This is a genomic window from Roseateles sp. GW821-FHT03B02 (assembly GCF_059421025.1).
Genome location: NZ_JBWKUV010000002.1, coordinates 559,125 through 581,111, shown reverse-complemented (window position 1 = coordinate 581,111; position 21,987 = coordinate 559,125). Strand labels below are relative to the sequence as shown.

Annotated in this window: 21 protein-coding genes; 13 read left to right on the top strand and 8 right to left on the bottom strand. The window is 70.3% G+C overall.

The window, feature by feature from the left end; genetic code table 11:
• Position 1: 1 nt before the first annotated feature.
• Complete coding sequence (locus tag AC07VX_RS09075; RefSeq protein WP_493164379.1) at positions 2–919, bottom strand: LysR family transcriptional regulator; 918 nt, start codon at positions 917–919, stop codon at positions 2–4.
• 89 nt (positions 920–1,008) lie between these two features.
• Between AC07VX_RS09075 and AC07VX_RS09070 the strand changes: the two genes are divergently transcribed.
• From AC07VX_RS09070 to AC07VX_RS09045, 6 genes are read left to right on the top strand one after another with little or no spacing between them, the layout of a single operon-like run.
• Complete coding sequence (locus tag AC07VX_RS09070) at positions 1,009–1,863, top strand: pirin family protein (RefSeq protein ID WP_493164378.1); 855 nt, start codon at positions 1,009–1,011, stop codon at positions 1,861–1,863.
• Positions 1,860–2,951: an HlyD family secretion protein gene (locus tag AC07VX_RS09065; RefSeq protein WP_493164377.1), complete on the top strand. Its 1,092-nt coding sequence runs from the start codon at positions 1,860–1,862 to the stop codon at positions 2,949–2,951. Before AC07VX_RS09070 ends, AC07VX_RS09065 begins: the two co-directional genes overlap by 4 nt.
• A 12-nt stretch (positions 2,952–2,963) precedes the next feature.
• Positions 2,964–4,547, top strand: a complete 1,584-nt coding sequence (locus tag AC07VX_RS09060; RefSeq protein ID WP_493164376.1) for a DHA2 family efflux MFS transporter permease subunit — start codon at positions 2,964–2,966, stop codon at positions 4,545–4,547.
• A gap of 19 nt (positions 4,548–4,566) precedes the next feature.
• A complete protein-coding gene (locus AC07VX_RS09055; RefSeq protein WP_493164375.1) occupies positions 4,567–5,988 on the top strand; it encodes an efflux transporter outer membrane subunit in 1,422 nt (473 codons plus the stop codon).
• Between the two features lie 58 nt (positions 5,989–6,046).
• Entirely contained in the window at positions 6,047–6,442 is a 396-nt protein-coding gene (locus AC07VX_RS09050) for an MAPEG family protein (RefSeq protein WP_493164374.1), read from the top strand.
• Between the two features lie 34 nt (positions 6,443–6,476).
• The gene (locus AC07VX_RS09045) at positions 6,477–6,806 is read left to right on the top strand and encodes a cupin domain-containing protein (RefSeq protein ID WP_493164373.1); all 330 of its coding nucleotides are present in this window, start codon (positions 6,477–6,479) and stop codon (positions 6,804–6,806) included.
• On the opposite strand, the gene AC07VX_RS09040 is transcribed toward AC07VX_RS09045, so the two are convergent.
• Positions 6,803–8,071 carry a 3-deoxy-D-manno-octulosonic acid transferase gene (locus AC07VX_RS09040; RefSeq protein ID WP_493164372.1) on the bottom strand — a complete coding sequence of 423 codons (1,269 nt, stop codon included), beginning with the start codon at positions 8,069–8,071 and terminating at the stop codon, positions 6,803–6,805. The two genes, AC07VX_RS09045 and AC07VX_RS09040, sit on opposite strands and share 4 nt — an antisense overlap.
• A 7-nt stretch (positions 8,072–8,078) precedes the next feature.
• Positions 8,079–9,476 (bottom strand): phosphomannomutase/phosphoglucomutase, encoded by a 1,398-nt coding sequence (locus tag AC07VX_RS09035; protein WP_493164371.1) that lies wholly within the window; start codon positions 9,474–9,476, stop codon positions 8,079–8,081.
• Between the two features lie 138 nt (positions 9,477–9,614).
• Here AC07VX_RS09035 and AC07VX_RS09030 point away from each other — a divergent pair, with 138 nt between their 5' ends.
• From AC07VX_RS09030 to AC07VX_RS09005, 6 genes are all read left to right on the top strand, one after another.
• A complete protein-coding gene (locus AC07VX_RS09030; protein WP_493164370.1) occupies positions 9,615–10,745 on the top strand; it encodes a sensor histidine kinase in 1,131 nt (376 codons plus the stop codon).
• Positions 10,742–11,485, top strand: coding sequence for a LytR/AlgR family response regulator transcription factor (locus tag AC07VX_RS09025; protein ID WP_493164369.1), 744 nt, complete (start codon positions 10,742–10,744; stop codon positions 11,483–11,485). The genes AC07VX_RS09030 and AC07VX_RS09025 overlap by 4 nt, the downstream gene beginning before the upstream one ends.
• Before the next feature lie 47 nt (positions 11,486–11,532).
• The gene (locus AC07VX_RS09020; RefSeq protein ID WP_493183883.1) at positions 11,533–12,282 is read left to right on the top strand and encodes a substrate-binding periplasmic protein; all 750 of its coding nucleotides are present in this window, start codon (positions 11,533–11,535) and stop codon (positions 12,280–12,282) included.
• Between the two features lie 65 nt (positions 12,283–12,347).
• Positions 12,348–13,790 (top strand): Ada metal-binding domain-containing protein, encoded by a 1,443-nt coding sequence (locus AC07VX_RS09015; protein ID WP_493164367.1) that lies wholly within the window; start codon positions 12,348–12,350, stop codon positions 13,788–13,790.
• Positions 13,787–14,275: a methylated-DNA--[protein]-cysteine S-methyltransferase gene (locus AC07VX_RS09010; protein WP_493164366.1), complete on the top strand. Its 489-nt coding sequence runs from the start codon at positions 13,787–13,789 to the stop codon at positions 14,273–14,275. Before AC07VX_RS09015 ends, AC07VX_RS09010 begins: the two co-directional genes overlap by 4 nt.
• Positions 14,272–15,153 carry a DMT family transporter gene (locus AC07VX_RS09005; RefSeq protein WP_493164365.1) on the top strand — a complete coding sequence of 294 codons (882 nt, stop codon included), beginning with the start codon at positions 14,272–14,274 and terminating at the stop codon, positions 15,151–15,153. Before AC07VX_RS09010 ends, AC07VX_RS09005 begins: the two co-directional genes overlap by 4 nt.
• Here the strand turns inward: AC07VX_RS09005 and AC07VX_RS09000 are convergent.
• The 4 genes from AC07VX_RS09000 to AC07VX_RS08985 are packed head-to-tail and all read right to left on the bottom strand — an operon-like array spanning position 15,150 to position 19,219.
• The gene (locus AC07VX_RS09000) at positions 15,150–16,154 is read right to left on the bottom strand and encodes a Cj0069 family protein (protein ID WP_493164364.1); all 1,005 of its coding nucleotides are present in this window, start codon (positions 16,152–16,154) and stop codon (positions 15,150–15,152) included. The genes AC07VX_RS09005 and AC07VX_RS09000 overlap by 4 nt on opposite strands.
• Positions 16,151–17,056: a Fe-Mn family superoxide dismutase gene (locus AC07VX_RS08995; protein WP_493164363.1), complete on the bottom strand. Its 906-nt coding sequence runs from the start codon at positions 17,054–17,056 to the stop codon at positions 16,151–16,153. Before AC07VX_RS08995 ends, AC07VX_RS09000 begins: the two co-directional genes overlap by 4 nt.
• A 19-nt stretch (positions 17,057–17,075) precedes the next feature.
• Positions 17,076–18,242: a chromate transporter gene (locus AC07VX_RS08990; protein WP_493164362.1), complete on the bottom strand. Its 1,167-nt coding sequence runs from the start codon at positions 18,240–18,242 to the stop codon at positions 17,076–17,078.
• Entirely contained in the window at positions 18,239–19,219 is a 981-nt protein-coding gene (locus tag AC07VX_RS08985; RefSeq protein ID WP_493164361.1) for a chromate resistance protein ChrB domain-containing protein, read from the bottom strand. Before AC07VX_RS08985 ends, AC07VX_RS08990 begins: the two co-directional genes overlap by 4 nt.
• Positions 19,220–19,354: 135 nt before the next feature.
• On the opposite strand from AC07VX_RS08985, the gene AC07VX_RS08980 reads away from it, so the two are divergent.
• A complete protein-coding gene (locus AC07VX_RS08980) occupies positions 19,355–21,187 on the top strand; it encodes a right-handed parallel beta-helix repeat-containing protein (RefSeq protein ID WP_493164360.1) in 1,833 nt (610 codons plus the stop codon).
• On the opposite strand, the gene phnE is transcribed toward AC07VX_RS08980, so the two are convergent.
• Positions 21,184–21,987, bottom strand: a complete 804-nt coding sequence (gene phnE, locus AC07VX_RS08975) for a phosphonate ABC transporter, permease protein PhnE (RefSeq protein ID WP_493164359.1) — start codon at positions 21,985–21,987, stop codon at positions 21,184–21,186. The two genes, AC07VX_RS08980 and phnE, sit on opposite strands and share 4 nt — an antisense overlap.

The following is a 21,987-nucleotide window of genomic DNA, read 5'->3' as shown; positions in this document are numbered from 1 at the left end:
TTCAATCCCTCGCCGGCGTACTCAGCAGCGCCGTTCTCGCCCACTCCGGCTTGGTCTCGAACAGGTGGTCAATGAAGGCCCGCGTCTTGGACGGCATCAGCCGCCGGCTCGCCGTCAGCAGGTGCACCGGCAGCGGCTCGTAGCGCCAGTCGGGCAGCACCGGCACCAGCGTGCCGGCCGCGACATCCGCCGCCACCATGCCGAACGGGAAGCTGCCGAGGCCGCCGCCGGCGCGGGTGAGTGACAGCACCAGGCCGATGGAGTTGGCTTCGAGCGGACCGCGCACCTCGACCGTCGCCGTCTGCCTGCCGTTCTGCAGCGTGCGGTACATGCCCTTGCCCTGGGTCAGCACCACGAAGTCATGCTCGGCCAGGTCGGCCGGTGTCTGCGGCGCGGGCCGGGCCTGCAGGTAGACGGGGCTGGCATACATGCCGCGCTCTAGCAACATGTATTGCCGAGCGATGAGGTCGGGCTCGTCCACCGTGCCCATGCGCACGGCCACGTCGTAGGGCTCGTTGAAGAGGTCGATGCGGCGGGGAGTGGTGTCCACCTCCAGCTCCACCCGAGGGTAGCGGCGCACGAAGCGGGCGAAGCTATCGGCCAGCACCAGCATGGCGAACTCGGCCGGCACCGACACCCGCAGCCGCCCGGCCGGTGTCGCGTCGCGCGAGGCCAGCCACTCGCGGGTCTCGGCAATGTCCTCGTCATGCCGCGCGGCGCGCTCGGCGAGCTGCTCGCCAAGCTCGGTCAGCGTCAGCCGGCTGGCGCCGGGGACAAAGAGGCGCGCGCCCACCGAGGTTTCCAGCGCGGTCAGCCGCCGGCTCAGCGTGGCCTTGGGCAGGTCGAGCTGGCGCGACGCCTCGGACAGCGATCCCGCCTTGTGGACCTGGGCCAGCAGCAGAAGGTCATCGACTTTCATGTCGCTTTGTCTCGTTTCGTTTCCGGAACGGTCCGTTTGGAATTTGTGGCTGTTCGCCGGAAATGGAACTCTCTACAGTCGCGGCCAGCATGTCAACCACCCGTCTTATTCAGCCCCAAAGGCACCGCATCGGCGCCGGCTTCCAGGCCGAGGGCTGGCGCGAGCCGATGGCGCTGCTGGACCCCTTCATCATGGTGGACCACTTCCGCATGAGCGAGGCGGTGTTCGCACCCCACCCGCATGCCGGCTTCTCGGCGGTGACCTATCTCTTCGACGACTCGGCCACCGGCCTGGTCAGCCGCGACTCCCTGGGCGGCGAGCACGAGATCCTGCCCGGCGGCCTGCACTGGACGCTGGCTGGCCGCGGCGTCATGCACGACGAGTTCCCCATCGAGGCCGGCCGCGAGGCCCACGGCCTGCAGATCTTCGTCAACCTGCCGGCCGAGCAGAAGCTGCGCACGCCAACCATCATGCGCCTGTCGCCCGAGCAGATGCCGCGCCGCGTGGGCGAGGGCTGGCGGGCGGTGCAGGTCTTTGGTGCCGACACGGGGCTGGACCTGCCCTGGTCGACCTCGCTGGTGCTGGTGGACATGCAGCCCGGCGCCGCCTTCGACCTCGCGCTGCCGGCGGGCGAGCAGGGCTTTGCCCTCGTCATCCAGGGCGACGGACGCGCGGGCGAGTTGCCGCTGTCCAGCGGCCGCGCCCTCAGCCTGCCCGTCGGCGGTTCGGCGCGGATCCATGCCGACGACGCCCTGCGCCTGGCCTGCTTCTGCGGCCGGCCCCTGCTCGAACCCCTGGTGCGCCACGGCCCCTTCGTCATGAGCGACGAAGGCCAGGTCGTCGCGGCCCTGCAGCGATTCCAGTCCGGCGGCATGGGCCGCCTGAGCCCGAGAACACTCCCAAGAACAACCCCAAGCACCCACAACAAGGAAACCCTGTCATGAACGCACCGCAAGACAACGCAGCTGCCGCCCCCAAGCCCGTCAAGAGCGGCCCGCCGGTGCCCCTGCTCATCGTGGGCGCGATCCTGCTGATCGGCGGCATCGGCCTGGGCGGCCGCATGTGGTGGCGCAGCCAGCACCTGGTGGAGACCGACAACGCCTTCGTCGCCGGCCGCATCCACCCGGTGGCCACGCGCGTGGCCGGCGTCGTCACCGAGATGCGCATGCAGGACAACGCGGTGGTGAAGACCGGCGACGTGCTGCTGCGCCTGGACCCGGCCGACGCGGCCGTGCAGATCGAGCGCCTGAAGGCCCAGATCGCCCAGGCCGACGCATCCATCGCGACAAGTGCCGCGCAGATCGCCCAGGCCAAGGCCCAGGCCGCGGTGACGAACTCGCAGGTGGCGCAGGCCGAAAGCGTGCTGGCCCGTACCGAGCTGGATGCCAAGCGCAGTCAGACGCTGTTCGGCGCCGAACTGCGCGCGACGAGCAAGCAGGAGCTGGACGCCGCGCTCGCCGCGCGTGACGTGGCCCGCGCCGACCTGGCCGCCCGCAAGGCCGGCGCCGCCGCCGCCAAGGAAGCCGTGGCCGCCGCCGAGAGCGCCCGACAGTCCGCCAATGCGCAGAAGAGCGCCACCCAGGCCCAGCTCAAGGACGCGCAGAACCAGCTCGGCTATGTCGAGCTGAAGGCGTCGAGCGACGGCCGCATCGGCAAGCGCACGGTGGAAGTGGGCCAGCGCGTGACGGCCGGCCAGCAGCTGGCCGCCATCGTCGAGCCCGAGACCTGGATCGTCGCCAACTTCAAGGAAACCCAGCTCGCCAAGATGAAGCCGGGCCAGAAGGTGCACGTCAAGGTCGACGCCTTCCCCGGCCAGGACCTGCTGGCCAAGGTGGACAGCTTCGCCCCGGCCTCGGGCGCCAGCTTCGCGCTGCTGCCGCCGGACAACGCCACCGGCAACTTCACCAAGATCGTGCAGCGCGTGCCGGTCAAGCTGGTGTTCGAGCCCGAGAGCCTGAAGTCCCTTGGCGAGGCGGCGAACCGCATCGTGCCGGGCCTCTCGGTGCAGGTCGAAGTGGAAATCGGCGAGTAAATCGGGGCCAGCATGGGCAACGAAAACTACCTCCCCCCACCGCCCGGCGAGAAGGTCAGCGGCCGCACCTGGCTAGCCGTGCTGGCCAGCCTGCTGGGCGCCTTCATGGCGGTGCTGGACATCGCCATCACCAACTCCTCGCTGCGCGACATCCTCGGCGCGCTGTCGGCCACGCAGGAGGAGGGCTCCTGGATCTCCAGCGCCTACCTCGTGGCCGAGATCGTCGTCATCCCGCTGGCGGGCTTCCTGTCGGTGGTGTTCTCCACGCGGCGCTACCTTGTCATCAACGTCGCGCTGTTCCTGATCTTCAGCACGCTCTGCGGCATGGCCTGGAGCCTGGAGAGCATGATCGCCTTCCGCGCGGCCCAGGGCTTCACGGGCGGCGTGATGATCCCGATGGCGATGACGCTGGTCACGCGCAAGCTGCCGCTCAAGAAGCGCCCCATTGGCCTGGCCCTGTTCGGCATGACGGCCACGCTCGCCCCCACGCTAGGCCCGACGGTCGGTGGGTATCTCACTGAGCTTTACGGCTGGCCCAGCATCTTCTACATCAACTGGGTGCCGGGCGTGCTGCTGATGCTGGGTGTCTCCATCGGCCTGGACAAGGAGCCGATGAACCTGCGGCTGCTGCGCGATGTGGACTGGTGGGGCATCGCCTTCATGGCCATCGGCCTGGGCTCGCTCACCGCCATGCTGGAAGAGGGTAATGCCAAGGACTGGTTCCAGAGCCCCTTCATCATCACGGCTGCCGTGCTCGCCATCACCGGCATCTACGGCTGGGCCTGGCGGGGCCTCACGCGCAAGAACACCTTCATCGACCTGCACATCCTCGGCCGCCCAAGCTTCCTGATCGCCGGCGTCATCGCCTTCGCGACCGGCATGGGCCTCTACGGCTCGGCCTTCATTCTGCCGCTGTACCTGGGCCAGATCGCCAACTACACACCGATGCAGATCGGCCTGGTGATCATGTGGATGGGCCTGCCGCAGCTCTTCATCATGCCGTTCGCGGCCAAGCTGTCCACCAAGCTGGACAACCGCGTGATGATGAGCGTGGGCCTGGGGCTGTTCGCCATCTCCTGCTTCATGAACACCCACATGAGCGCCGACACGGCCGGGCCCGAGCTGCTGGCCGCGCAGATCGTCCGTGCGCTTGGCCAGCCGCTGATCATGATCACGCTGACCAACTTCGCGGTGAGCGGCATCCCGCCCAACCTGCTGCCCAGCGCCTCGGGCATGTTCAACATGATGCGCAACCTCGGCGGCTCGGTCGGCATCGCCACGCTGGCCACGCTGCTGACCAACCGCGAGCACCTGCACAGCGCGCGTGTCGGCGAGGCCGTCAGCCTCTACGACCCCGCCACGCAGGCGCGGCTGGATGCGCTGACGCAGAACTTCGCGTCCAAGGGCGCCGACCTGGCCGCGGCGCAGGACATGGCTCTCAAGGCCCTGGACAACGTCGTGCGCCGCGACAGCTTCGTCATGGCCTACAACGACGCCTTCCTCATCCTCGGCATCGCGCTCGTCAGCTGCGTGGCCATCGTCTGGATGAGCAAGAAGGTGATGGGCGGCGCCGCAAGCGCAGAAGCCGCGCACTGAATCCGAAAGAGAGATCAAGATGATCCAGTTCAAGACCGTCCTCACCCTCGTCGCCACCGCGGCCCTGGCCGCCTGCACGACGCTGGGCCCCAACTACCAGGCGCCCGCCGCCAACGCGCCTGCGGCCTGGCGCGCCGCTGCCCCGGCGGCCGGCGCCGAGCTGCAGCGCGACTGGTGGCTGATCTTCGGCGATGCCCAGCTCAACGCGCTGGAAGCGCAGGCCCTGCAGGCCGCACCGACGCTGGCCGCCGCCGCCGCCCGCGTGCAGCGTGCCCGCGCCGTGTTCGGTGCCACACAGGCCGACGAACTGCCGCGCCTGGACCTCGGCGCCAATGCCGGCGGCCTGCGCACCTCCGGCAAGGCCACCACGACGCCGGTGCTCAACGGGCACGCGGTCACCTTCGAAGGCGAGACCTTCGGCCTCTCGGCCAGCATCGGTTGGGAGCTGGACCTATGGGGTCGCGTCAAGCGCCAGGCCGAGAGCGCCCAGGCCCAGCTCGACGCGTCCACGCTGGACGCCGCTGCCGCCCGCGTGGCGCTGACCACCGACGTCGCTGCCGCCTACTGGCAATGGCGTGCCCTGGCCGATGAAGCCGCCGCGCTGAACCGCCTGCGCGACAGCCGCGCCAAAGCCTTCCAGGTGGCGCAGACCCGCTTCGACGCCGGCTCATCCACCACCCAGGACCTGGAGCGCGTGCGTGCCGAGCTCGCCTCGGCCGATGCCGACGTGGCCGACCTGCCGCGCCGCCAGGCCCTGGTGTTGAATCAGATCGCCGCGCTGACTGGCCAGGCCGCCGCCGAGCTCAAGCTGCAGGCCACCACGTCCCTGCCGCTGCCGCCCGCCATCCGCGCCGGCCTGCCGTCGGAGCTGCTGCAGCGCCGCCCCGACCTGGCCCAGAGTCTGGCTCAGCTGCACGCCGCCACCGCCCAGGTCGGCATCGCGGAAGCCGCCTTCTATCCGTCGATCAAGCTCACCGGCAGCTTCGGCTACTCCAGCGAAGACCTTGGCTCACTGATCTCGGCGCCGGCCCGGCTCTACAACGTCGGCCCCAGCATCTCGCTGCCGCTGTTCGAGGGCGGCCGCAACAAGGCCAATCTGGCGGCGTCCAAGGCCTCGGTCGACGAATCCCTCGCCGCCTTCCGCGGCCGCATGCTGCAGGCCCTGCGCGAGGTGGACGACGCCCTCGCCGAACTGCAAGGCCGCGCCGCCACCATGGACGCCCAGAGCCGCACGCTGGCCTCAAGCAGCCAGGCCCTCGCCGTGGCCAGGAGCCGCTACGACAAGGGTGCGGTCAGCTACCTCGACGTGACCGAAGCCGAGCGCACGCCGCTGGCCACGGAGCGCGCCCTGGCCCAGCTGCGCGGCGCGCAATGGGCGGCGACGGCGCAACTGGTCAAGGCGCTGGGCGGTGGCTGGGGCGAGGCGGGCCGCGGCGGCTGATCGCCCCTGCGCCCACAATGCGCCAGGCGTCGTTGCGCCATCCTCGGAGGTATGCACCATGCGAGTCGTCTTCCTGTATGCGGCGCTTCTGGCCCTGCTGTTCGTCGGCCTCAGCGTGCGGACCCTGCGCCTGCGCCGCCGGCTGAGGATCGCCATCGGTGACAGCGGCAACACGGCCATGCTGCGCGCCATGCGCGTGCATTCCAACTTCGCGGAGTACGTTCCGCTGGCCCTGCTCGCGATCTACTTCGTCGAGCTCTCGGGCGCCGGCCGCGGCTTCGTGCACCTGTTGGGCCTCACACTGCTGGCGGGGCGCGTCTCGCACGCCTACGGCGTCAGCCAGCTCGACGAGAACTATCGGTTCCGCGTCTTCGGCATGGCGCTGACCTTCGCCTGCCTCGTAACAGCCAGCCTGCGCCTGCTCTACGCATACTGGGCGGGCGTCGCCGCCTGACGCATCGGCGCCTGCCGAGCGCATACTCGGCGCCATGGCCATCCCCCACGCCCAACCCGGTCAGGCCGTCGATGTGCGGCCGCTGGGCGCCGAGCTCGCCCAGGCGAAGACGACGGCCCTCTTCAAGTCGGCCGACCTCGAAGTCATACGCCTCGTACTGCCGGCGGGCCGGTCCCTGCCGCCACACAGCGTGCCCGGCGAGATCACGGTGCATTGCATCGAGGGCACGGTGGCCGTCACGTTCGAAGGCAGCTCCCATGCGCTGAACGCCGGTCAGTTGCTCTATGTCGCGGGGGGCGTGATGCATGGCGTCACGGCGCTGGAGGACGCCTCGGCCCTCGTGACCATCGCCCTGCGCCGCTAGCGGGCCAGCTGCAGCAGAGCCTGCGCCATCCGCGACGCGGCCCCGCGATGGGCCGCCGAGAAGGCGAGGGCGCGCTGGCCCATCGCGTTCAGCGCGTCGGTGTCCGTGCAGAGTTCGGTCCCGCGCGACAGCGCCTCGGCCAGAGAACCATGGCGCTCCGCCGCGCCCGCCGCCAGCGCCAGTTCGGTCGCCTCGGCGAAGTTGAAGGTATGCGGCCCTGCCAGCACTGGGCAGCCGCAGGCCGCCGCCTCGATGAGGTTCTGGCCGCCCAGCGGCTCGAAGCTCCCGCCCAGCAGCGCGACGCTGGCCAGGCCGTAGTACAGCGGCATCTCGCGCATCGAGTCGCCCAGCCAGACGTCGGCGGCCAGGGCCTCGGCCGTCGGCTCGTCGGCCCAGCTGCTGCGGCGTGCCAGCGTCAGGCCGGCGGCTTCGATCAGCCCGGCGATCTCGTCAAAGCGCTGCGGGTGGCGCGGCACGATGGCCAGCAGCGGGCGCGGCAAGGGCTGCTTGACCCACGCGTCCAGCAGCGCCTTTTCCTCGCCCTCGCGGCTGACGGCCAGCATCAGCACGGGTCGCCGCAGGTCCACCGCCCAGGCCTTGCCGCGAGCGATCAGGCCGGCGTCCACGGCGATGTCGTACTTCAAGTTGCCGGCCACCTCGACGCGTGCCGTGCCCATCAGGCGAATGCGCTCGGCGTCAGCCTCGGTCTGTGCCAGGGCCAGCGTCATGCGCTGCGCGGCCGGGCGCAGCAGAGCGGAAAACCGCCGGCCCTGGCGCAGGCTCTTCTCGGACAGGCGGGCGTTGGCCAGCACCATCTTCACGCCGGCCCGCTCAGCCTCGCGCTGAAGCGTGGGCCAGACCTCTGTCTCCATCAGCACGCCCAGCCGCGGCCGCCAGTGGCGCAGGAAGCGGCGCACTGCACCCGGCGTGTCGTAGGGCAGCCAGGCGATGGCGTCGCCGTCGCGCAACTGCGCCTGCGCCGCCTCGCGACCCGTGGCGGTGGACTGGGTCAGCAGGATGCGCAGCCCCGGTTCGCGTTCGCGCAGCACGGCGATCAGCGCACTGGCGGCCCGCGTCTCGCCCAGCGACACGGCATGAATCCACAGCCGGCCGGGTTCCGTCCGGCCCTTGAAAAAGCCGAGCCGCTCCGACAGCGCCTGCCGATAGAGCGGCTCCTGGGCGCCGCGCCGCCACAGGCGCAGCAGGTAGAAGGGCGTCAACAGTTGCAGGAGGCCCGCGTAGGCCATCCAGCACAGCCGCTGCATCGCGCGCTCAGTGGCCCGCAGCGAAGGTGGCGTCCGGCTTGACCTTTTTGAGCTGGGCCAGCACGTCGTGCTGGATGCGCTCCAGCGCCTCGGGCGTGTGGCCCTCGAAGCGCAGCACCAGCACCGGCGTGGTGTTGGACGGGCGGATCAGGCCGAAGCCGTCCGGGTACTCGATGCGCAGGCCGTCGATGGTGATCAGCTCGGCGGCACCTGGGAAGTCGGCCAGCGTCGCCTGGGCCTTCAGCGTCTTGACGACCTCATGGTGCTCGCCTTCGGCGCAGGGCACGTTGATCTCGGGCGTGTTGAAGCTGTTGGGCAGGCCCTTCAGCACGGCGCTCGGATCCTTGGCGCGGGACAGGATCTCCAGCATGCGGCCAGCCGTGTACATGGCGTCGTCGAAGCCGTACCAGCGCTCGCTGAAAAAGATGTGACCCGACAGCTCACCGGCCAGCGGGGCGCCGGTTTCCTTGAGCTTGGCCTTGGCCAGCGAATGGCCAGTCATCCACATCAGCGGCTTGCCACCGTGCTTCTTGATCCACGGTGCCAGGCGCTGGGTGCACTTGACGTCGAAGATGATCTCGGCGCCCTTGTTGCGCTTCAGGATATCGGCGGCCAGCAGCATGATCTGGCGGTCGGGCATGATCATTTCGCCGTCGGCGGTGACGATGCCGAGGCGGTCGCCGTCGCCGTCAAACGCCAGGCCCAGTTCGGCGCCGGTGGCGTGGACGATGCGCTTGAGGTCTTCCAGGTTCTCGGGGCGCGAGGGATCGGGATGGTGGTTGGGGAAGTCGCCGTCCACCTTGGAGTAGATGTCGACGACCTCGCAGCCCAGTGCGCGCAGGATGGCCGGGGCCGAGGCGCCGGGGATGCCGTTGCCGCTGTCCACCACCACCTTCATCGGCCGGGCCAGCTTGCAGTCGCCGACGATGCGGGCCGAGTATTCGGCGCCGACGTCCATCTTGGCGACGCGGCCCTTGCCCTTGGCGTAGTCCTCGGCCTCGATGCGGCGCTTCAGGCCCTGGATCTGCTCGCCGTAGACGGCGGCACCCTTCAGGACCATCTTGAAGCCGTTGTAGTCCTTGGGGTTGTGGCTGCCCGTGACCATGATGCCGGAGTTGCAGCCGTGCTGGATGCGCGTGGCGGCGACGTAATAGAGCATGGGGGTCGTCACGGCGCCGATGTCGACGACGTCGAGGCCGGTGGACTTCAGGCCGCGGATCAGCGCGGCGACCAGGCCAGGGCCGGAGAGGCGGCCGTCGCGGCCCACGGCCACGGCCTTCTCGCCCAGGGCCTTGGCCTCGGTGCCGAAGGCCCGGCCCAGGTGCTCGGCAAGTTCCTCGTTCAAGGTCTGGCCGACGACGCCGCGGATGTCGTAAGCCTTGAAGATGGATGCGTGAACCTGCATGGATGCCTCGGAAGAATCGGGTTTGAAAAGCGCGGCGGATTGTAGGCAGGCCGCGTGTCTCTCCGTTCGTCGTCGTCGCTGTCGATTCGTCGCTGTAACCGCGGAGCCGGGGCGGGGGCCTTCCTACACTCGCGCCCCATGACATTCACCGAGGAACTCGCCCAGGCCCTGCGCCACCAGCGCATGCTGATGAAGTACCGGCCCGACCGCTGGCGCTTCCGGCTGCTGATCTACGCGATGTGGACGCTGGGCTTCGGCACCTTCTTCGCCGTCATGGCAGGCCTGCAGCGCGGCAACCTGGGCGCGCCGGCCTGGTGGCGGGAGCAGGTGCCGGGCAATCTGCTCGTCAGTGTCTGCGTGATGGTGTGCTTCTTCCTGGGTTTTCGCGGCTTCGAGAAGCTGGCGCCGCAACGCTGGCTGGACACCATCACCGGCTGGCGGGACTGGCGCTCGACGCTGTTCTTCTCGGGCTCGTCCATCGTCTGCGCCCTGTGCGGCGTCGTCGTGGGCCTGTGGTTCGTCGACCGCATCTGGTCCGGCCAGAACCTGCCGCAGCTACTCGGCAACCTGGGCTTCTGGCGCCAGTTCCTGGTGATCTCGGCGGCCATCTCCCTGGTCCTGAGCTGGCGCTACCGCGCCCGCTGGAAGCAGGAGGCCCTGCAGGCCCGCGTGACCGAGGCCCAGCTCAAGCTGCTGCAGGGCCAGATCGAGCCGCATTTCCTGTTCAACACGCTGGCCAATGTGCAAAGCCTCATCGACTTCGACCCCGAGCGGGCCAAGCTGATGCTGGAGCGCTTCACCGACTATCTGCGCGCCAGCCTCGGCCAGCTGCGCGGCGACGCGACCACGCTGGCCCAGGAGTTCGCCATGCTGGATGCCTACCTCGGCCTGATGCAGCTGCGCATGGGCGAGCGGCTGAAGGTGGCGCTGTCGTTGCCGGCCGAGCTCGGCGGCATCGAGCTGCCGCCGCTGCTGGCCCAGCCGCTGGTGGAGAACGCCATCCACCACGGCCTGGAGCCGCAGATCGCCGGCGGCACGGTGGCCGTCACTGCTCGGCGCGTCGGAGACCGGCTGCACATCGAGGTGGCCGACGACGGCCAGGGGCTGGGCGGCCCGCGGCGCCGGGGTGGCAACGGCGTCGCCCTGGACAACATCCGCGCCCGCCTGAAAGCCCGCTTCGGCCCCGCGGCAAGCCTCGAACTGCTGCCCCGTGAAGGCGGCGGCACCCGCGCCCTCATCCAGATTCCCCTGACCCCGACCACGCCATGACCACTGCCCTGATCGCCGACGACGAACCCCATCTGGCCCAGTACCTCAAGGCCCAGCTCGCCCAGGCCTGGCCGGAGCTGGACATCGTCAGGACCGCCGCCAACGGCGTCGACGCCGCCGAGGCCATCGCCGCGCTGGAGCCCGACCTGGCCTTCCTGGACATCCAGATGCCGGGCCTGACCGGCCTGGAGGTGGCCCAGGGCATCGAGGGCGCGACCCGCGTCGTCTTCGTGACGGCCTATGACCAGTACGCCATCGACGCCTTCGAGGCACGGGCTGTGGACTACCTGCTCAAGCCGCTAAAGGCCGAGCGCCTGGCCGCCTGCGTGGCGCGGCTGCGCGAGGCGCCCGCAGCCACCGAGGGCAACCTGGCCGAGACGCTGAAGCGCCTGCTGCCGACGGCTACCTCGCCGGCACGGCTGCGCTTCATCCGCGCCGCCCAGGGGGAGCTGATGCACCAGATCCCGGTCGGCGACGTGCTCTTCTTCCGTGCCGACGACAAGTACACCGTCGTGCAGACGGCCACGGCCGAGCACCTGATCCGCACGCCCATCTTCGAGCTCGCCGGGCAGCTCGACTCCGAGCTGTTCTGGCAGGTGCACCGCTCCACCATCATCAACCTCGACCATCTCGCCGGCACGCGCCGCGACGAGCAGAGCCGGCTTTTCGTCCGCGTGCGCGGGCATGGCCGCGAGCTGCCCGTCAGCCGCGCCTACGTCCATCTGTTCAAGGCCATGTAGGCGACACGCGGGCCGGCTAGAGTCGGGGGCTCTTGGGCCCCTCTCCGATGCTGTCGCGCCGTGCTTTCGCTCCGACTCTGGCCAGCCTGCTGGGTGGCTTCGGCTGCCCGGCCCGGGCTGCGCCGGCCGTCTGGGTCAGCGGCGATGTGCCCCCTTACCTGTCACGCGGCGCCAACGGCCCCGAGGGCTATGCCTTCGAACTCTTCCAGCGCGTCGTCAAGCAGGCCGAGCTGAGCGCGGAGCTGCAGTTCTTCCCCTGGGCGCGGGCCATGGCCATGGTCCAGAGCGGCCAGGCCCAGGCCGCGCTCGTCATCACGCGCACGCCGGAGCGAGAGTCCCAGTTCCGCTGGCTGTTTCCGGTCGGCAGCTTCCAGTTCGCCATCCTCACGCGGTTCGAGGACGGCGCCATGCCCCGCGAGCTGGCGGCGCTGCGGGGCCGGCGCATCGGCTCGATGCGCGCATCGGCCAGTCGCGCCATGCTCTCGGCGGCCGGCTTCACGACCGTCGTCGAAGGCAAGGACTACACCGACCTGCTCAACCTGCTGCAACGCGGCATCGTCGATGTCGTCATCGGTCCCGAGGCGGTCCTGCGCGCTCTGGGCCCTCGCCAGGGCGCGGCGTCCGAGACCGTGCGCAGCGCGACGCTCGACCTCAACCGCGAGCTCTACGCCGCGGCCGGCCCCGCGATGCCGGACGCGGTCTATCAGCGCATCCTCGGCGCCTATCAGCAGCTCGTCGACAGTGGTTTCGTCGCCCAGCTCAGGAAGCACCACCCCGCGGCCTTCTTCGACGACTGAGCCGGCGAGGGCAGCATGTCCGGAAACTGCCAGGATCTGGCAGGGCCGCCCTCTAGACTGGCTGCATGTCGCCCGAGATCCTGCCCCCCGACGCCGCCTACGCCGTGCTGCAATCGCACGACGCGCGCTTCGACGGGCGGCTCTACGTGGGCGTCACGTCCACCGGCATCTACTGCCGCCCCGTCTGCCGCGTGCGCCTGCCGCGGCGAGAGAACTGCCGCTTCTTCTCGACGGCCGCCCAGGCGGAGGCTGCGGCATTCCGGCCCTGCATGAAATGCCGGCCCGAGCTGGCGCCGCGGGCCCTGCCGTGGACAACGATGGACGCCTCCCGCACGCTGGCCCAGCAGGCCGCCGCGTGGCTGGACGCCTGTGACGACGCCGAGGCCAGCGTGGAAGACCTGGCGAAACACCTCGGCATCACGAGCCGCCACCTGCGCCGCATCTTCCAGGCCGAGCATGGCGTGTCGCCGCTACAATACTTGCAGACGCGCCGCCTGTTGCTCGCCAAGGCCTTGCTGACCGACAGTGCCTTGCCCGTCCAGGACGTGGCCTACGCGGCCGGGTTTGCCAGCCTGCGGCGCTTCAACGCCGCCTTCATCGAGCATTACCGGCTGCAGCCCACGGCCTTGCGACGCGAGGGTGGCGGCACGGCGCCGGTGTCTCGCCTGCGCCTGGGCTACCGCGGGCCCTATGACGTGGCCGGGGTGCTGGCCTTCCTCGCACCGCGCGCCGTTGCCGGCGTGGAGCTGGTCGAAGGACGCGCCGTCACCCGCACGCTGGCGCTCGCGCATGCCGGCCAGCGCCATGCCGGCTGGCTGCGCGTGAGTTTCGACAAGGCGGGCGAGGTCGGTGTCGAACTGTCGCCCGCGCTTTGGCCGGCGGTCGGCTCCCTACTGCCGCTGCTGCGCCGCTGGCTGGACCTGGACGCCGACCCCGAGGCGATCGCCGCCGCGCTCGGAGAGAACGCCGTGCCGGGCCAGCGCCTGCCGGGCTGCGTGGACCGCTTCGAGCTGACGGTGCGTGCCGTGCTGGGCCAGCAAGTCACAGTGGCCGCCGCGCGCACGCTGGCGGGCCGCTTCGTCGAGCGTTTTGGCGAGCCGCTGGCCGATGCGCCCACCGGCTGCGGGCGCCTGTTCCCCACGCCCGAGCGCATTGCCGCCGCGACGCGCGACGACATTGCATCGCTGGGCATCATCGGCCGCCGTGCCGACAGCCTCATCGCGTTGGCTGCCGCCTGGCCGACGCTGGCGTTCGCCCGCCGCGAGGGCGCGCCCGAGGCCGCCGCCGAGGAGTTGACGCGGATTCCTGGCATCGGCCCCTGGACGGCCAGCTACATGCTGATGCGCGGCTGGAGCTGGCCCGACACATTCCCACCGGGCGACGTGGTGTTGCGCAAGGCGCTCAGCGGCGACGGCCCGCCTGTCTCGCCCAAGGCCTATCTCGAAGCGGCTGAGCGCTACCGCCCCTACCGCAGCTACGCCGTCCTTCATCTTTGGAGACATGCATGAGTCATCACATCCTGCAGCGCCGCATCGCGACGCCTCTTGGCCCGCTGACGGCGGCCCGCAGCGCCGCAGGCCTCTCGGGCCTATGGTTCGACGGGCAGAAGCATCACCCCGGCGTGCTTGACGTACCCGAGGATGACGGCCACGACGCCGTGCTGTCCGCCACCGCCACGGCGCTGGCGGCCTACTTCAGCGGCAAGCCCTTTGCGCTGCCGCCTCTGGACCCGGCGGGCACCGCCTTCCAGCGCGAGGTCTGGCAAGCCTTGCTGGCCATTGCGCCCGGCCAGCCGGCCACCTATGGCGCGCTGGCCGGGCGGCTGGGACGGGCCAGCGCGGCACGGGCGCTCGGGGCGGCCGTGGGGCGCAACCCGATCTCCGTGCTCGTGCCCTGTCACCGAGTTGTCGGTGCCGATGGTTCGCTGACCGGCTATGCCGGCGGGCTGGAGCGCAAGCAGGCCTTGCTGAGTCTGGAGGGCACCGCCGCATGAAGGCTTTCGACATCGGCGAGCTGGTGCTGCTCGCGGCGCTGTGGGGCGCGTCCTTCCTGTTCATGCGCCTGGGTGCCCATGAGTTCGGTCCTGTCGTGCTCGCGGCCGTGCGCGTGGGCCTGGCCAGCGCCATGCTCATCCCGCTGCTGGCCTCACGCGACCAGCTGGCCGAGCTGCGCACGCACTGGAAAGGCTTGCTGCTCGTCGGTGCGCTGAACAGCGCAATTCCGTTCGCGCTGTTTTCCTTCGCGGCCCTGTCCATCACGGCCGGGCTATCCAGCATCGTCAACGCGACGACGCCGCTGTGGACGGCCATCGTTGCCTTTGTCTGGCTGCGCCAGGGGCTCACCGGCTTGCGCGTGCTGGGCCTGGTCATCGGTTTTGCCGGCGTGGCCTTCCTTGCCTGGGACAAGGCCAGCTTCAAGCCCGGCGCCGACCACAGTGGCCTGCTGGCCGTGCTCGCCTGCGCCACGGCCACGCTCTGCTACGGCCTGGCCGCCAACGCCACCAAGCGCTACCTCACCGGCGCCTCGCCGCTGGCCGTGGCCACGGGCAGCCAGTTCTCCGCCGCGCTGCTGCTGGCGCTGCCCGCCACGTGGCTGTGGCCCGCCACCATTCCCGGGCATGTCGCCTGGGGCGCGGCCCTGGCCCTGGCCGCCCTGTGCACGGCGCTGGCCTACATCCTCTACTTCCGGCTGATGAGCCGCGTGGGGCCGACGAATGCGGTGTCCGTCACCTTCCTGATCCCGCTGTTCGCCATCCTGTGGGGGGCGCTGTTCCTGGGCGAAGCCGTCACGGCGCAGATGGTGGCGGGCGGCGCCATCGTGCTGGTGGGCATCGCGCTGGCGCTGGGGCTGGTCGGGCCTAAGCCGCGCTAAGCCGCACTGAGCCGCGCCCGCGTCGCTGCCACCAGCGGCGCGATGGCAGAGGGCGGAAAGGGAGACACGCTGCTGACGTTGATCTCGCAGAGCACGAAGCTGTCGGGCTGCTCGCCGAACATGAAATCGCAGTCCCACAGCATCGGCAACTGCTCCCGGGACAACCCGACGCGCTCGCGCAACTTTGCCACCCACTGCGTTTCCAGCAATCGCCGCAACGCCTGGAAAGCTGGCTGATCGGCCGGGTGGTACAGGCGCGGACTCGTGGTGGTTTCTCCCGGGTGCAGCGCATTGATGGCTTGGTGGCCGAAGCCCGCCACGCTGTCCTCCACGAGATAGGCCCGCACCATGCCGTCGACAATGCGCGGCTGCCAGACCTGATCGATCATGTGGCCGCCGTTGTGCGGCTCGAAATAGGGCGCCAGCCGCTGCAGCAGCGTCGGCAGGTCGATCAACTCCTCCTCGCTGCCGCGCTGCGCGTGGCGCACCTTGAGCAGCGGCGACGCGCGCAACTGCTCCACGCGCCAGACGCCGATGCCGCTGTGGCCGCGGTGTTGCTTGAGCACCCGCGCACCGTGTTGCAGGCGCGCCGGCAGGTCTGCGGCGAGCCGGGCCAGGCTGTCGACGCGCAGGGCATCGCTGCCGAAGGGCAGGTCGCGCACGTCGACGAGGACATCCTTGGTGCCGAGCCGGAGCAGCGTGTCCGGATGCGTGCTGACGAAGACGCCGGCCTGGGCGGCTTCGCGCAGCAGCGCGTCGAGCCGGTCGCGGCGGCGACCGCCCTCGACGGGATTGCTCCAGACCAGCACGCCATCGACGCGGCTCAGTTGCTCGCCCACCTCGTCCGCGAAGTCGTCGTGGTAGACGGCCGGCTCGGCCGCCACGCCGGCCGCGGCAAAGGCCTCGAACAGCGCGGCGAAGCGGCTCTCGGCCGGGTCGCTGCGCTCGCGGGCGGCGCGGTCGCCGGGGTAGAGCAGGGCCAGGCGGGGCGGGGTGCTCACGGCTTGTCCACCACTGCGCGTCCAGCCGCTGCCCAGCCGTCGATGCCGCCACTCAGGAAGCGTGCATCGCGGCCCGCGGCGCGCAGGCGCAGGGCCGTCGCGCGCCCGACCTCGTGGCCGTAGACGCAGTAAACGACCAGCGGCTCGCCGGCCGGCAGTCCGGCGGCCCATGCACCGACCGCGGCGGGGTCGCGCCAGCGGGCGCCGGGGATCATGGAGGTCGCCTGCGTGAAGACGCCGTGGCGCCGCACGTCGAGCAGCACCGCACTTTCCAGACCCTCGGCATCCGTTGCCAGCGGCTCGCTCGCGGCGTGCACGGCGGCCTGGTAGCGCTCGTAGACGCCGGCCCAGTCGATGTTGCCCATGAAGGCGTCCACATAGGCGCCCGCGGCAGCGCCGTGGTCGAGGTGGTAGGCGTGCTCGTACATGTCCAGCGCCAGCAAGGGCATGCCGCCGGCGACGGCATGCGTGTGGTCGGCGGCCCACTGGTTCACGAGCGTGCCCTCGCGGGGCTGGAACACCAGCAGCATCCAGCCCGAGCCTCCGCCCAGAGCCTTGGCGCAGGCGCTGAATTCCTCACGCCAGCGCTCGACGCTGCCGAAGTTGGCGTCCAGGGCCAGTTGCATGGCAGGCGCCATCGTGACGCCGTCGCCGCCCAGGCCGGCGAAGTAGAGCTCGTGCAGCAGCACCGAGTTGGTCGCGATCAGTTCCTCGCGCTTCAGGCCGTTGAGCTGGAAGCCGGGTGTCTGGCCGAAGGGCAGGCTCGACAGCTGCGCGCGGATTGCGTTCAGCCGCCTGGCCGCGCCGACGTAGTTGTTCTGGTGGTGGCTGACGATCAGGCGCTCGGACAGGCCGCGCAGGGCGGTGGGGTCGAAGGGCAGCGGCAGGGTCTGCAGGTCCATGGGAGCTCCGGTGTGACGGTCAGGGGTGGAATAGCGGGTGCAGCAGCAGCCCGGCGATGGCGGCCGCGATGACGACGAGCGGTTCGGGCAGCTTCTTGAAGCGCCACAGCAGGGCCACCGTGGCCAGGGCCAGCCCGGCCGTGGCGACGTCGATGATGGAGCGCTGGCCGATGACGATCACGGCGCCGGTGATGGCGCCGATGGCCGCCGCCGTCACGCCGTCCACGAAGGCCACGATGCCAGGGCGCTTGCCGTGCTTCTTGAACCAGGGCGCCGGCAGGATGGTGAAGAGGTAGCAGGGGATGAAGGTGGCAGCCGCGGCGACGACCGCGCCCCAGAAGCCCGACACCAGGAAGCCGATGAAGCCGGTCGTGATGACCACCGGCCCGGGCGTGATCATCGCAACGGCCACGGCGTCGACGAACTGGCGGTCGGTCAGCCAGCCGTACTCCTGCACGACGCCGCCGTACAGGAAGGGCACGATGGCCAGGCCGCTGCCGAAGACGAAGCTGCCCGCGTAGGCGAAATAGGCGCCGATCTGGCCGAGCTTGTGCCAGTCGAGGTGGTCCAGCGCGAAGAAAGCGGCCAGCGGCGCCGCCACGCCGTTGACGCTGCCCCCGGAGGCCCACTTCGGCGGCGCGCGCAACAGCCAGACCAGCACGCCCGAGCCGAGGAAGACCCAGATGACCTCGGACTTGGTGATGATCGTCACTGCGGCGCTCACCGCGAAGATGGCCCACAGCAGCTTGTCCCGGCCGATGTTCTTCGTCGTGAGCTTCCAGGCGCTCATCGCGATGATGCCGATGACGGCGGCGCCGACGCCGTAGAACACGGCCTGCATCCAGGCGATGCCGCCGAAGGCCGTGTAGGCCGCGCCGAGGCCGACGACCATCAGGAAGGAGGGCAGCACGAAGGCCAGGCCCGCCAGCGTCGCGCCAGGCAGGCGGTAGTGCACATAGCCCAGGTAGATGGCAAGCTGGGCCGCCAGCGGCCCCGGCATCAGCTGGGCCAGGGCCATGCCTTCCTTGTAGTCGCTCTCGGCGATCCAGCCGCGCCGCTCGACGAGGTCGCGGTACATGTAGCCCACCAGGGCCACCGGGCCGCCGAAGCCCCAGCTGCCCAGGGCCAGCATGTAGCGCACCATTTGCCAGAGGGTGTAGCGGGGCAGGGCGGCGGTATCGCTCATCGGGCAGGGGCCTTGTTGGCAGCGGCGTCGCGCTGAAAGTGGGCGTAGAGGGAGTCGAGCACGGTGCTCATCTCGGCCAGCAGCGCGTCGTCGTCGCTCAGGCGCTCGCGGGCGCCCGACATGACGGCCTCGAAGCCGCTGGCCTCGGGCACCGGGTCGCCACCCACGTCCAGCGCGTGGACGATGGCCGCCAGGCGCAGCAGCGCGGCGTCGGCGTCCAGGCCGAAGCTGGCCATCAGAGTCTCAAAGGTCACGCGGTTGCCGACGTGTGTGAAGGCGGCGCCGTCGAAGTCGAAACCCAGAGCGTCGGCGGGGCAGTCCGAGGGCTGGGGCAGCCACTGGAAGCGGGCCTGGCCGTCGATAAAGCGGCGGATCAGCCAGGCGCTGGCGACACGGTCCACCCACAGCCGGCGGCGCGTGGCCCAGGTGCGGCCCTGGTAGTCGGCGGCGTCCAGGCGCGGGATGCGGCCCGCCGTCTCCTGCGGCTCGTCGGGCGACAGCAGGCTCTCGATGCGCTTGCCGAAGTCGGTCCAGGCCGCCTCTGCCTCCACGGCGGCCTCGCCGGGGAAGAAGTCGATGGCGCGCAGCGCGTCGAACTCGCGCTGCAGCTTGCGCTGCAGGCGGATGAGTTCGGCGTGCGCCAGGTCGGCGAGGCCGGCGTTGGCGGCCTTCCAGGTCTGGCGCAGTTCGGCGTAGTCCGCGTGGCGGTCGAAGAGGTGGCGGAAGGTTGCCGCCTCATCCGCTGAGCGGGGCTGCACGGCCATCAGCCAGGCGCTGCCGCCTTCGCGCAGGCAGTCGTCGGCCAGCGTCTGCAGGGCCTGCGCGCGCTCGGGGGCACCGGGCAGCAGGTAGGCGCCGTCACGCATGGCCGCGCAGCCGAGGGCCTTCAAGCCGCGCCAGACGCGCATGCGGGCGGTGGCGCCGGAGCTGGGCAGGGAGACGACCAGCAGCAGCCAGGATTCGTCGGATGAATTCATGTATCGAAGACTACAACTATGTAGTGATAAATACAAATCATCGGATCTAATGCCCCTGTTTCGCCTTGGACCAGGTCGTGATAGCGTTCGCCCCTCAAATATTGGTAGCGCTACCTTTTCGCTTCAGGAGACTGCATGACGTCCTTGTTCCCCCTGCGCCGCTGGGTCGGCGTGATCGGCCTGCTGGTCGCGCAATGGCTCGGCGCGGCCGCCATGGCCCAGCCCTCCGGCGGCCCCTACGGCCCCGTGCCGCAGCGCTACGCGGTGCCCCAGGCAGGGCATGTCTACTTCGTGGCGCCCGACGGCAAGGCGCAGGCATCGGGCGCATCCATCGACGAGCCCACCTCCATCGAATCGGCCATCGGCCGCGTCGTCACCGGTGACGCCATCGTCATGCGCGGCGGCACCTACCGCACCGGCGGGCTGCAACTGAACCAGGGCATCACCATGCAGCCCTATCTGGACGAGGTGCCGGTGCTCAAGGGCACGCGGCTGGCGACCGAGTGGCAGAGCCTGGGCCGCAACGTCTGGCGCACGAAATGGGCGACGCTGTTCCCGGCCCAGCCGCTGGGTTGGTGGCAGCGCGACCGCGAGGGCATGCAGACGCCCCTGCACCGTTTCAACAACGACATGGTCTTCATCGACGGCGAGGCGCTGCATTCCGCCGGCTGGGAGGGCGAGTTGAGCGCCAAGGGCTTCTACATCGACTACGCCAAGGGCTTCGTCTACATCGGCAGCGACCCGACCGGCCGCACGGTCGAGATCACGGCGCACGACATCGCCTTGCACCGCCCGTCGCGCCCCGTGCACGGCAAGGCCTCGGACCGCAAGGGCCCGACGCTGCGCGGCATCACCTTCACGCACTACGCCTACCGCGCCATCGACATCGAGGGCAAGAAGCCGTCCACGCCCGTGTCCGAGGAGCCCACGGACGATCCCGTCGGCCCCTCGCCCGAAAGCGAGCATGGCAAGGAGGTGGTGGGCACTCTGCTCGAGAACGTCACCATCAGCCACTGCTCGCGCGTGGCGGGCTATTTCCGCGGCGACAAGCTCGTCATCCGCAACTCGCTGATCAGCGACACCGGTACCGAGGGCATCTACGTCATCGGCTCGGCCGACGTGCTGCTGGAGCGCAACCTGATCCGGCGCAACAACGTCCAGAAGCTGACCGGCTACTACCCGGCCGCGGTGAAGATCTTCAACCAGTCCCACCGCGTGACGGTGCGCGACAACCTCGTCATCGACCAGCCCAACTCCAACGGCGTCTGGTGGGACGTCGGCAACCGCGACGGCGTGTTCGTCAACAACCATGTCGAGGGCACGCAGGCGGGCCTGTTCTTCGAGATCTCCAAGGGCGTGACGGTGGCCGGCAACGTCTTCGTCAACAACCAGCAGGGCGTCCGCGTGCTGAACAGCGCGGGCGCCAAGGTGCTGCACAACACCTTCGTCAATTCACCGGTGCTGATCGACCGCAACGAGCGCAGTGCCCAGGGTGACCATTTCGGCTGGCACCCGCAGACAGGGCCGGACGTAAACGAGCGGGTGGGCCATGTCTTCGAGGCCAATCTGCTGGTGGGCGATGCGACGCTGAAGGGGCCGCTGCTGCGCATCGAACAGTCGCCCGTCACCTGCGGCAAGGTCACGCAGCCGATGACGGCCCGCGTCGACGGCAACGTCTACCTGCGTGCCGGCACGGGCCAGCCCCTGATCAGCTGGGCGCCGGTGGCGGCCACGCCCTGCCAGACGCAGTTCGCCAGCCTCGACGAGTTCCGCCAGGCGGTGGCGGGCGTGGAGTCCGGTGGCCGCGCATGGCTGGGCCACGAGGGCGCCGTGTTCCGCAGCCCGGAGCTGCGCCGCTTCGAGCTGGCGCGCGTGCCGGAGGGCGTGCAGCCGCTGCCGGTGGCGCCGGAGCTGCGCCGGCTGCTCGGCTGGACCGAGACCAGCCATCTGCCCGGCGCCGTGCGCTAACGCGTCAGCCAGCGGCGCAGCCCGAAGCTCGCACCGTCCACCAGCGTGACGAGGACGAGCATGGCCATCAGCACCGTGGCCGTCTTGTCCATCTGGAACAGGCCCATGTGGAACATCAGCAGCTGGCCCAGGCCTCCGGCGCCGACGACGCCCAGCACGGCCGCTGCGCGGATGTTGTTCTCCCAGCGGTACAGCGTGTAGCTCATCAGCTGCGGCAGCACCTGGGGCAGCGTGGCGTACAGGAAGACACGCACGGTGCCGGCGCCCTGGGCGCGCAGGGCGGCGCCCGGGCCGGGCGGTGCGTTCTCGATGGCCTCCGCAAACAGCCGCCCCAGAACGCCGCTGGTGTGAATGGCCAGGGCCAGCGTGCCGGCGAAGGGCCCGAGGCCGGCGCTGATGAGCAGCATGGCCGCCCACACCAGCTCGGGCACCGAGCGCAGCGCGTTCAGCAACAGGCGCACCGCGCCACGGGCCGGCCCGTGCAGGCGGCTGGCGGGCAAGGCCATCGCCGCGCCCGCCAGCGCCGCCAGCAAGGTACCCAGGGCCGACATGGCCAGCGTCTCCCAGGCACCCGCGGCGACTCTGGCCACGAAGGGCGGGCTCAGGTCCGGGGGCAGGAACTCGCCGAGGAATCGACCCATGCTGGCAAGCGAATCGGCAGACAGGAAGCTGCCCAGCTTGAGGTCCAGCGACAGGAAGCTGGCCGCCACCAGGGCCAACACGCCGGCGAACAGCCAGCAGGCCCGACAGCGCGCGCTGAACAGCGGCGGCGGCAGGCGCCGCGGACTTGGCTCAGCCAT

Coding starts and splice junctions, on each gene's coding strand:
- AC07VX_RS09075 (WP_493164379.1), bottom strand. CDS start 919: ATGAAAGTCGATGACCTTCTGCTGCTGGCCCAGGTCCACAAGGCGGGA.
- AC07VX_RS09070 (WP_493164378.1), top strand. CDS start 1,009: ATGTCAACCACCCGTCTTATTCAGCCCCAAAGGCACCGCATCGGCGCC.
- AC07VX_RS09065 (WP_493164377.1), top strand. CDS start 1,860: ATGAACGCACCGCAAGACAACGCAGCTGCCGCCCCCAAGCCCGTCAAG.
- AC07VX_RS09060 (WP_493164376.1), top strand. CDS start 2,964: ATGGGCAACGAAAACTACCTCCCCCCACCGCCCGGCGAGAAGGTCAGC.
- AC07VX_RS09055 (WP_493164375.1), top strand. CDS start 4,567: ATGATCCAGTTCAAGACCGTCCTCACCCTCGTCGCCACCGCGGCCCTG.
- AC07VX_RS09050 (WP_493164374.1), top strand. CDS start 6,047: ATGCGAGTCGTCTTCCTGTATGCGGCGCTTCTGGCCCTGCTGTTCGTC.
- AC07VX_RS09045 (WP_493164373.1), top strand. CDS start 6,477: ATGGCCATCCCCCACGCCCAACCCGGTCAGGCCGTCGATGTGCGGCCG.
- AC07VX_RS09040 (WP_493164372.1), bottom strand. CDS start 8,071: ATGCAGCGGCTGTGCTGGATGGCCTACGCGGGCCTCCTGCAACTGTTG.
- AC07VX_RS09035 (WP_493164371.1), bottom strand. CDS start 9,476: ATGCAGGTTCACGCATCCATCTTCAAGGCTTACGACATCCGCGGCGTC.
- AC07VX_RS09030 (WP_493164370.1), top strand. CDS start 9,615: ATGACATTCACCGAGGAACTCGCCCAGGCCCTGCGCCACCAGCGCATG.
- AC07VX_RS09025 (WP_493164369.1), top strand. CDS start 10,742: ATGACCACTGCCCTGATCGCCGACGACGAACCCCATCTGGCCCAGTAC.
- AC07VX_RS09020 (WP_493183883.1), top strand. CDS start 11,533: ATGCTGTCGCGCCGTGCTTTCGCTCCGACTCTGGCCAGCCTGCTGGGT.
- AC07VX_RS09015 (WP_493164367.1), top strand. CDS start 12,348: ATGTCGCCCGAGATCCTGCCCCCCGACGCCGCCTACGCCGTGCTGCAA.
- AC07VX_RS09010 (WP_493164366.1), top strand. CDS start 13,787: ATGAGTCATCACATCCTGCAGCGCCGCATCGCGACGCCTCTTGGCCCG.
- AC07VX_RS09005 (WP_493164365.1), top strand. CDS start 14,272: ATGAAGGCTTTCGACATCGGCGAGCTGGTGCTGCTCGCGGCGCTGTGG.
- AC07VX_RS08995 (WP_493164363.1), bottom strand. CDS start 17,056: ATGGACCTGCAGACCCTGCCGCTGCCCTTCGACCCCACCGCCCTGCGC.
- AC07VX_RS08990 (WP_493164362.1), bottom strand. CDS start 18,242: ATGAGCGATACCGCCGCCCTGCCCCGCTACACCCTCTGGCAAATGGTG.
- AC07VX_RS08985 (WP_493164361.1), bottom strand. CDS start 19,219: ATGAATTCATCCGACGAATCCTGGCTGCTGCTGGTCGTCTCCCTGCCC.
- AC07VX_RS08980 (WP_493164360.1), top strand. CDS start 19,355: ATGACGTCCTTGTTCCCCCTGCGCCGCTGGGTCGGCGTGATCGGCCTG.
- phnE (WP_493164359.1), bottom strand. CDS start 21,987: ATGGCTGAGCCAAGTCCGCGGCGCCTGCCGCCGCCGCTGTTCAGCGCG.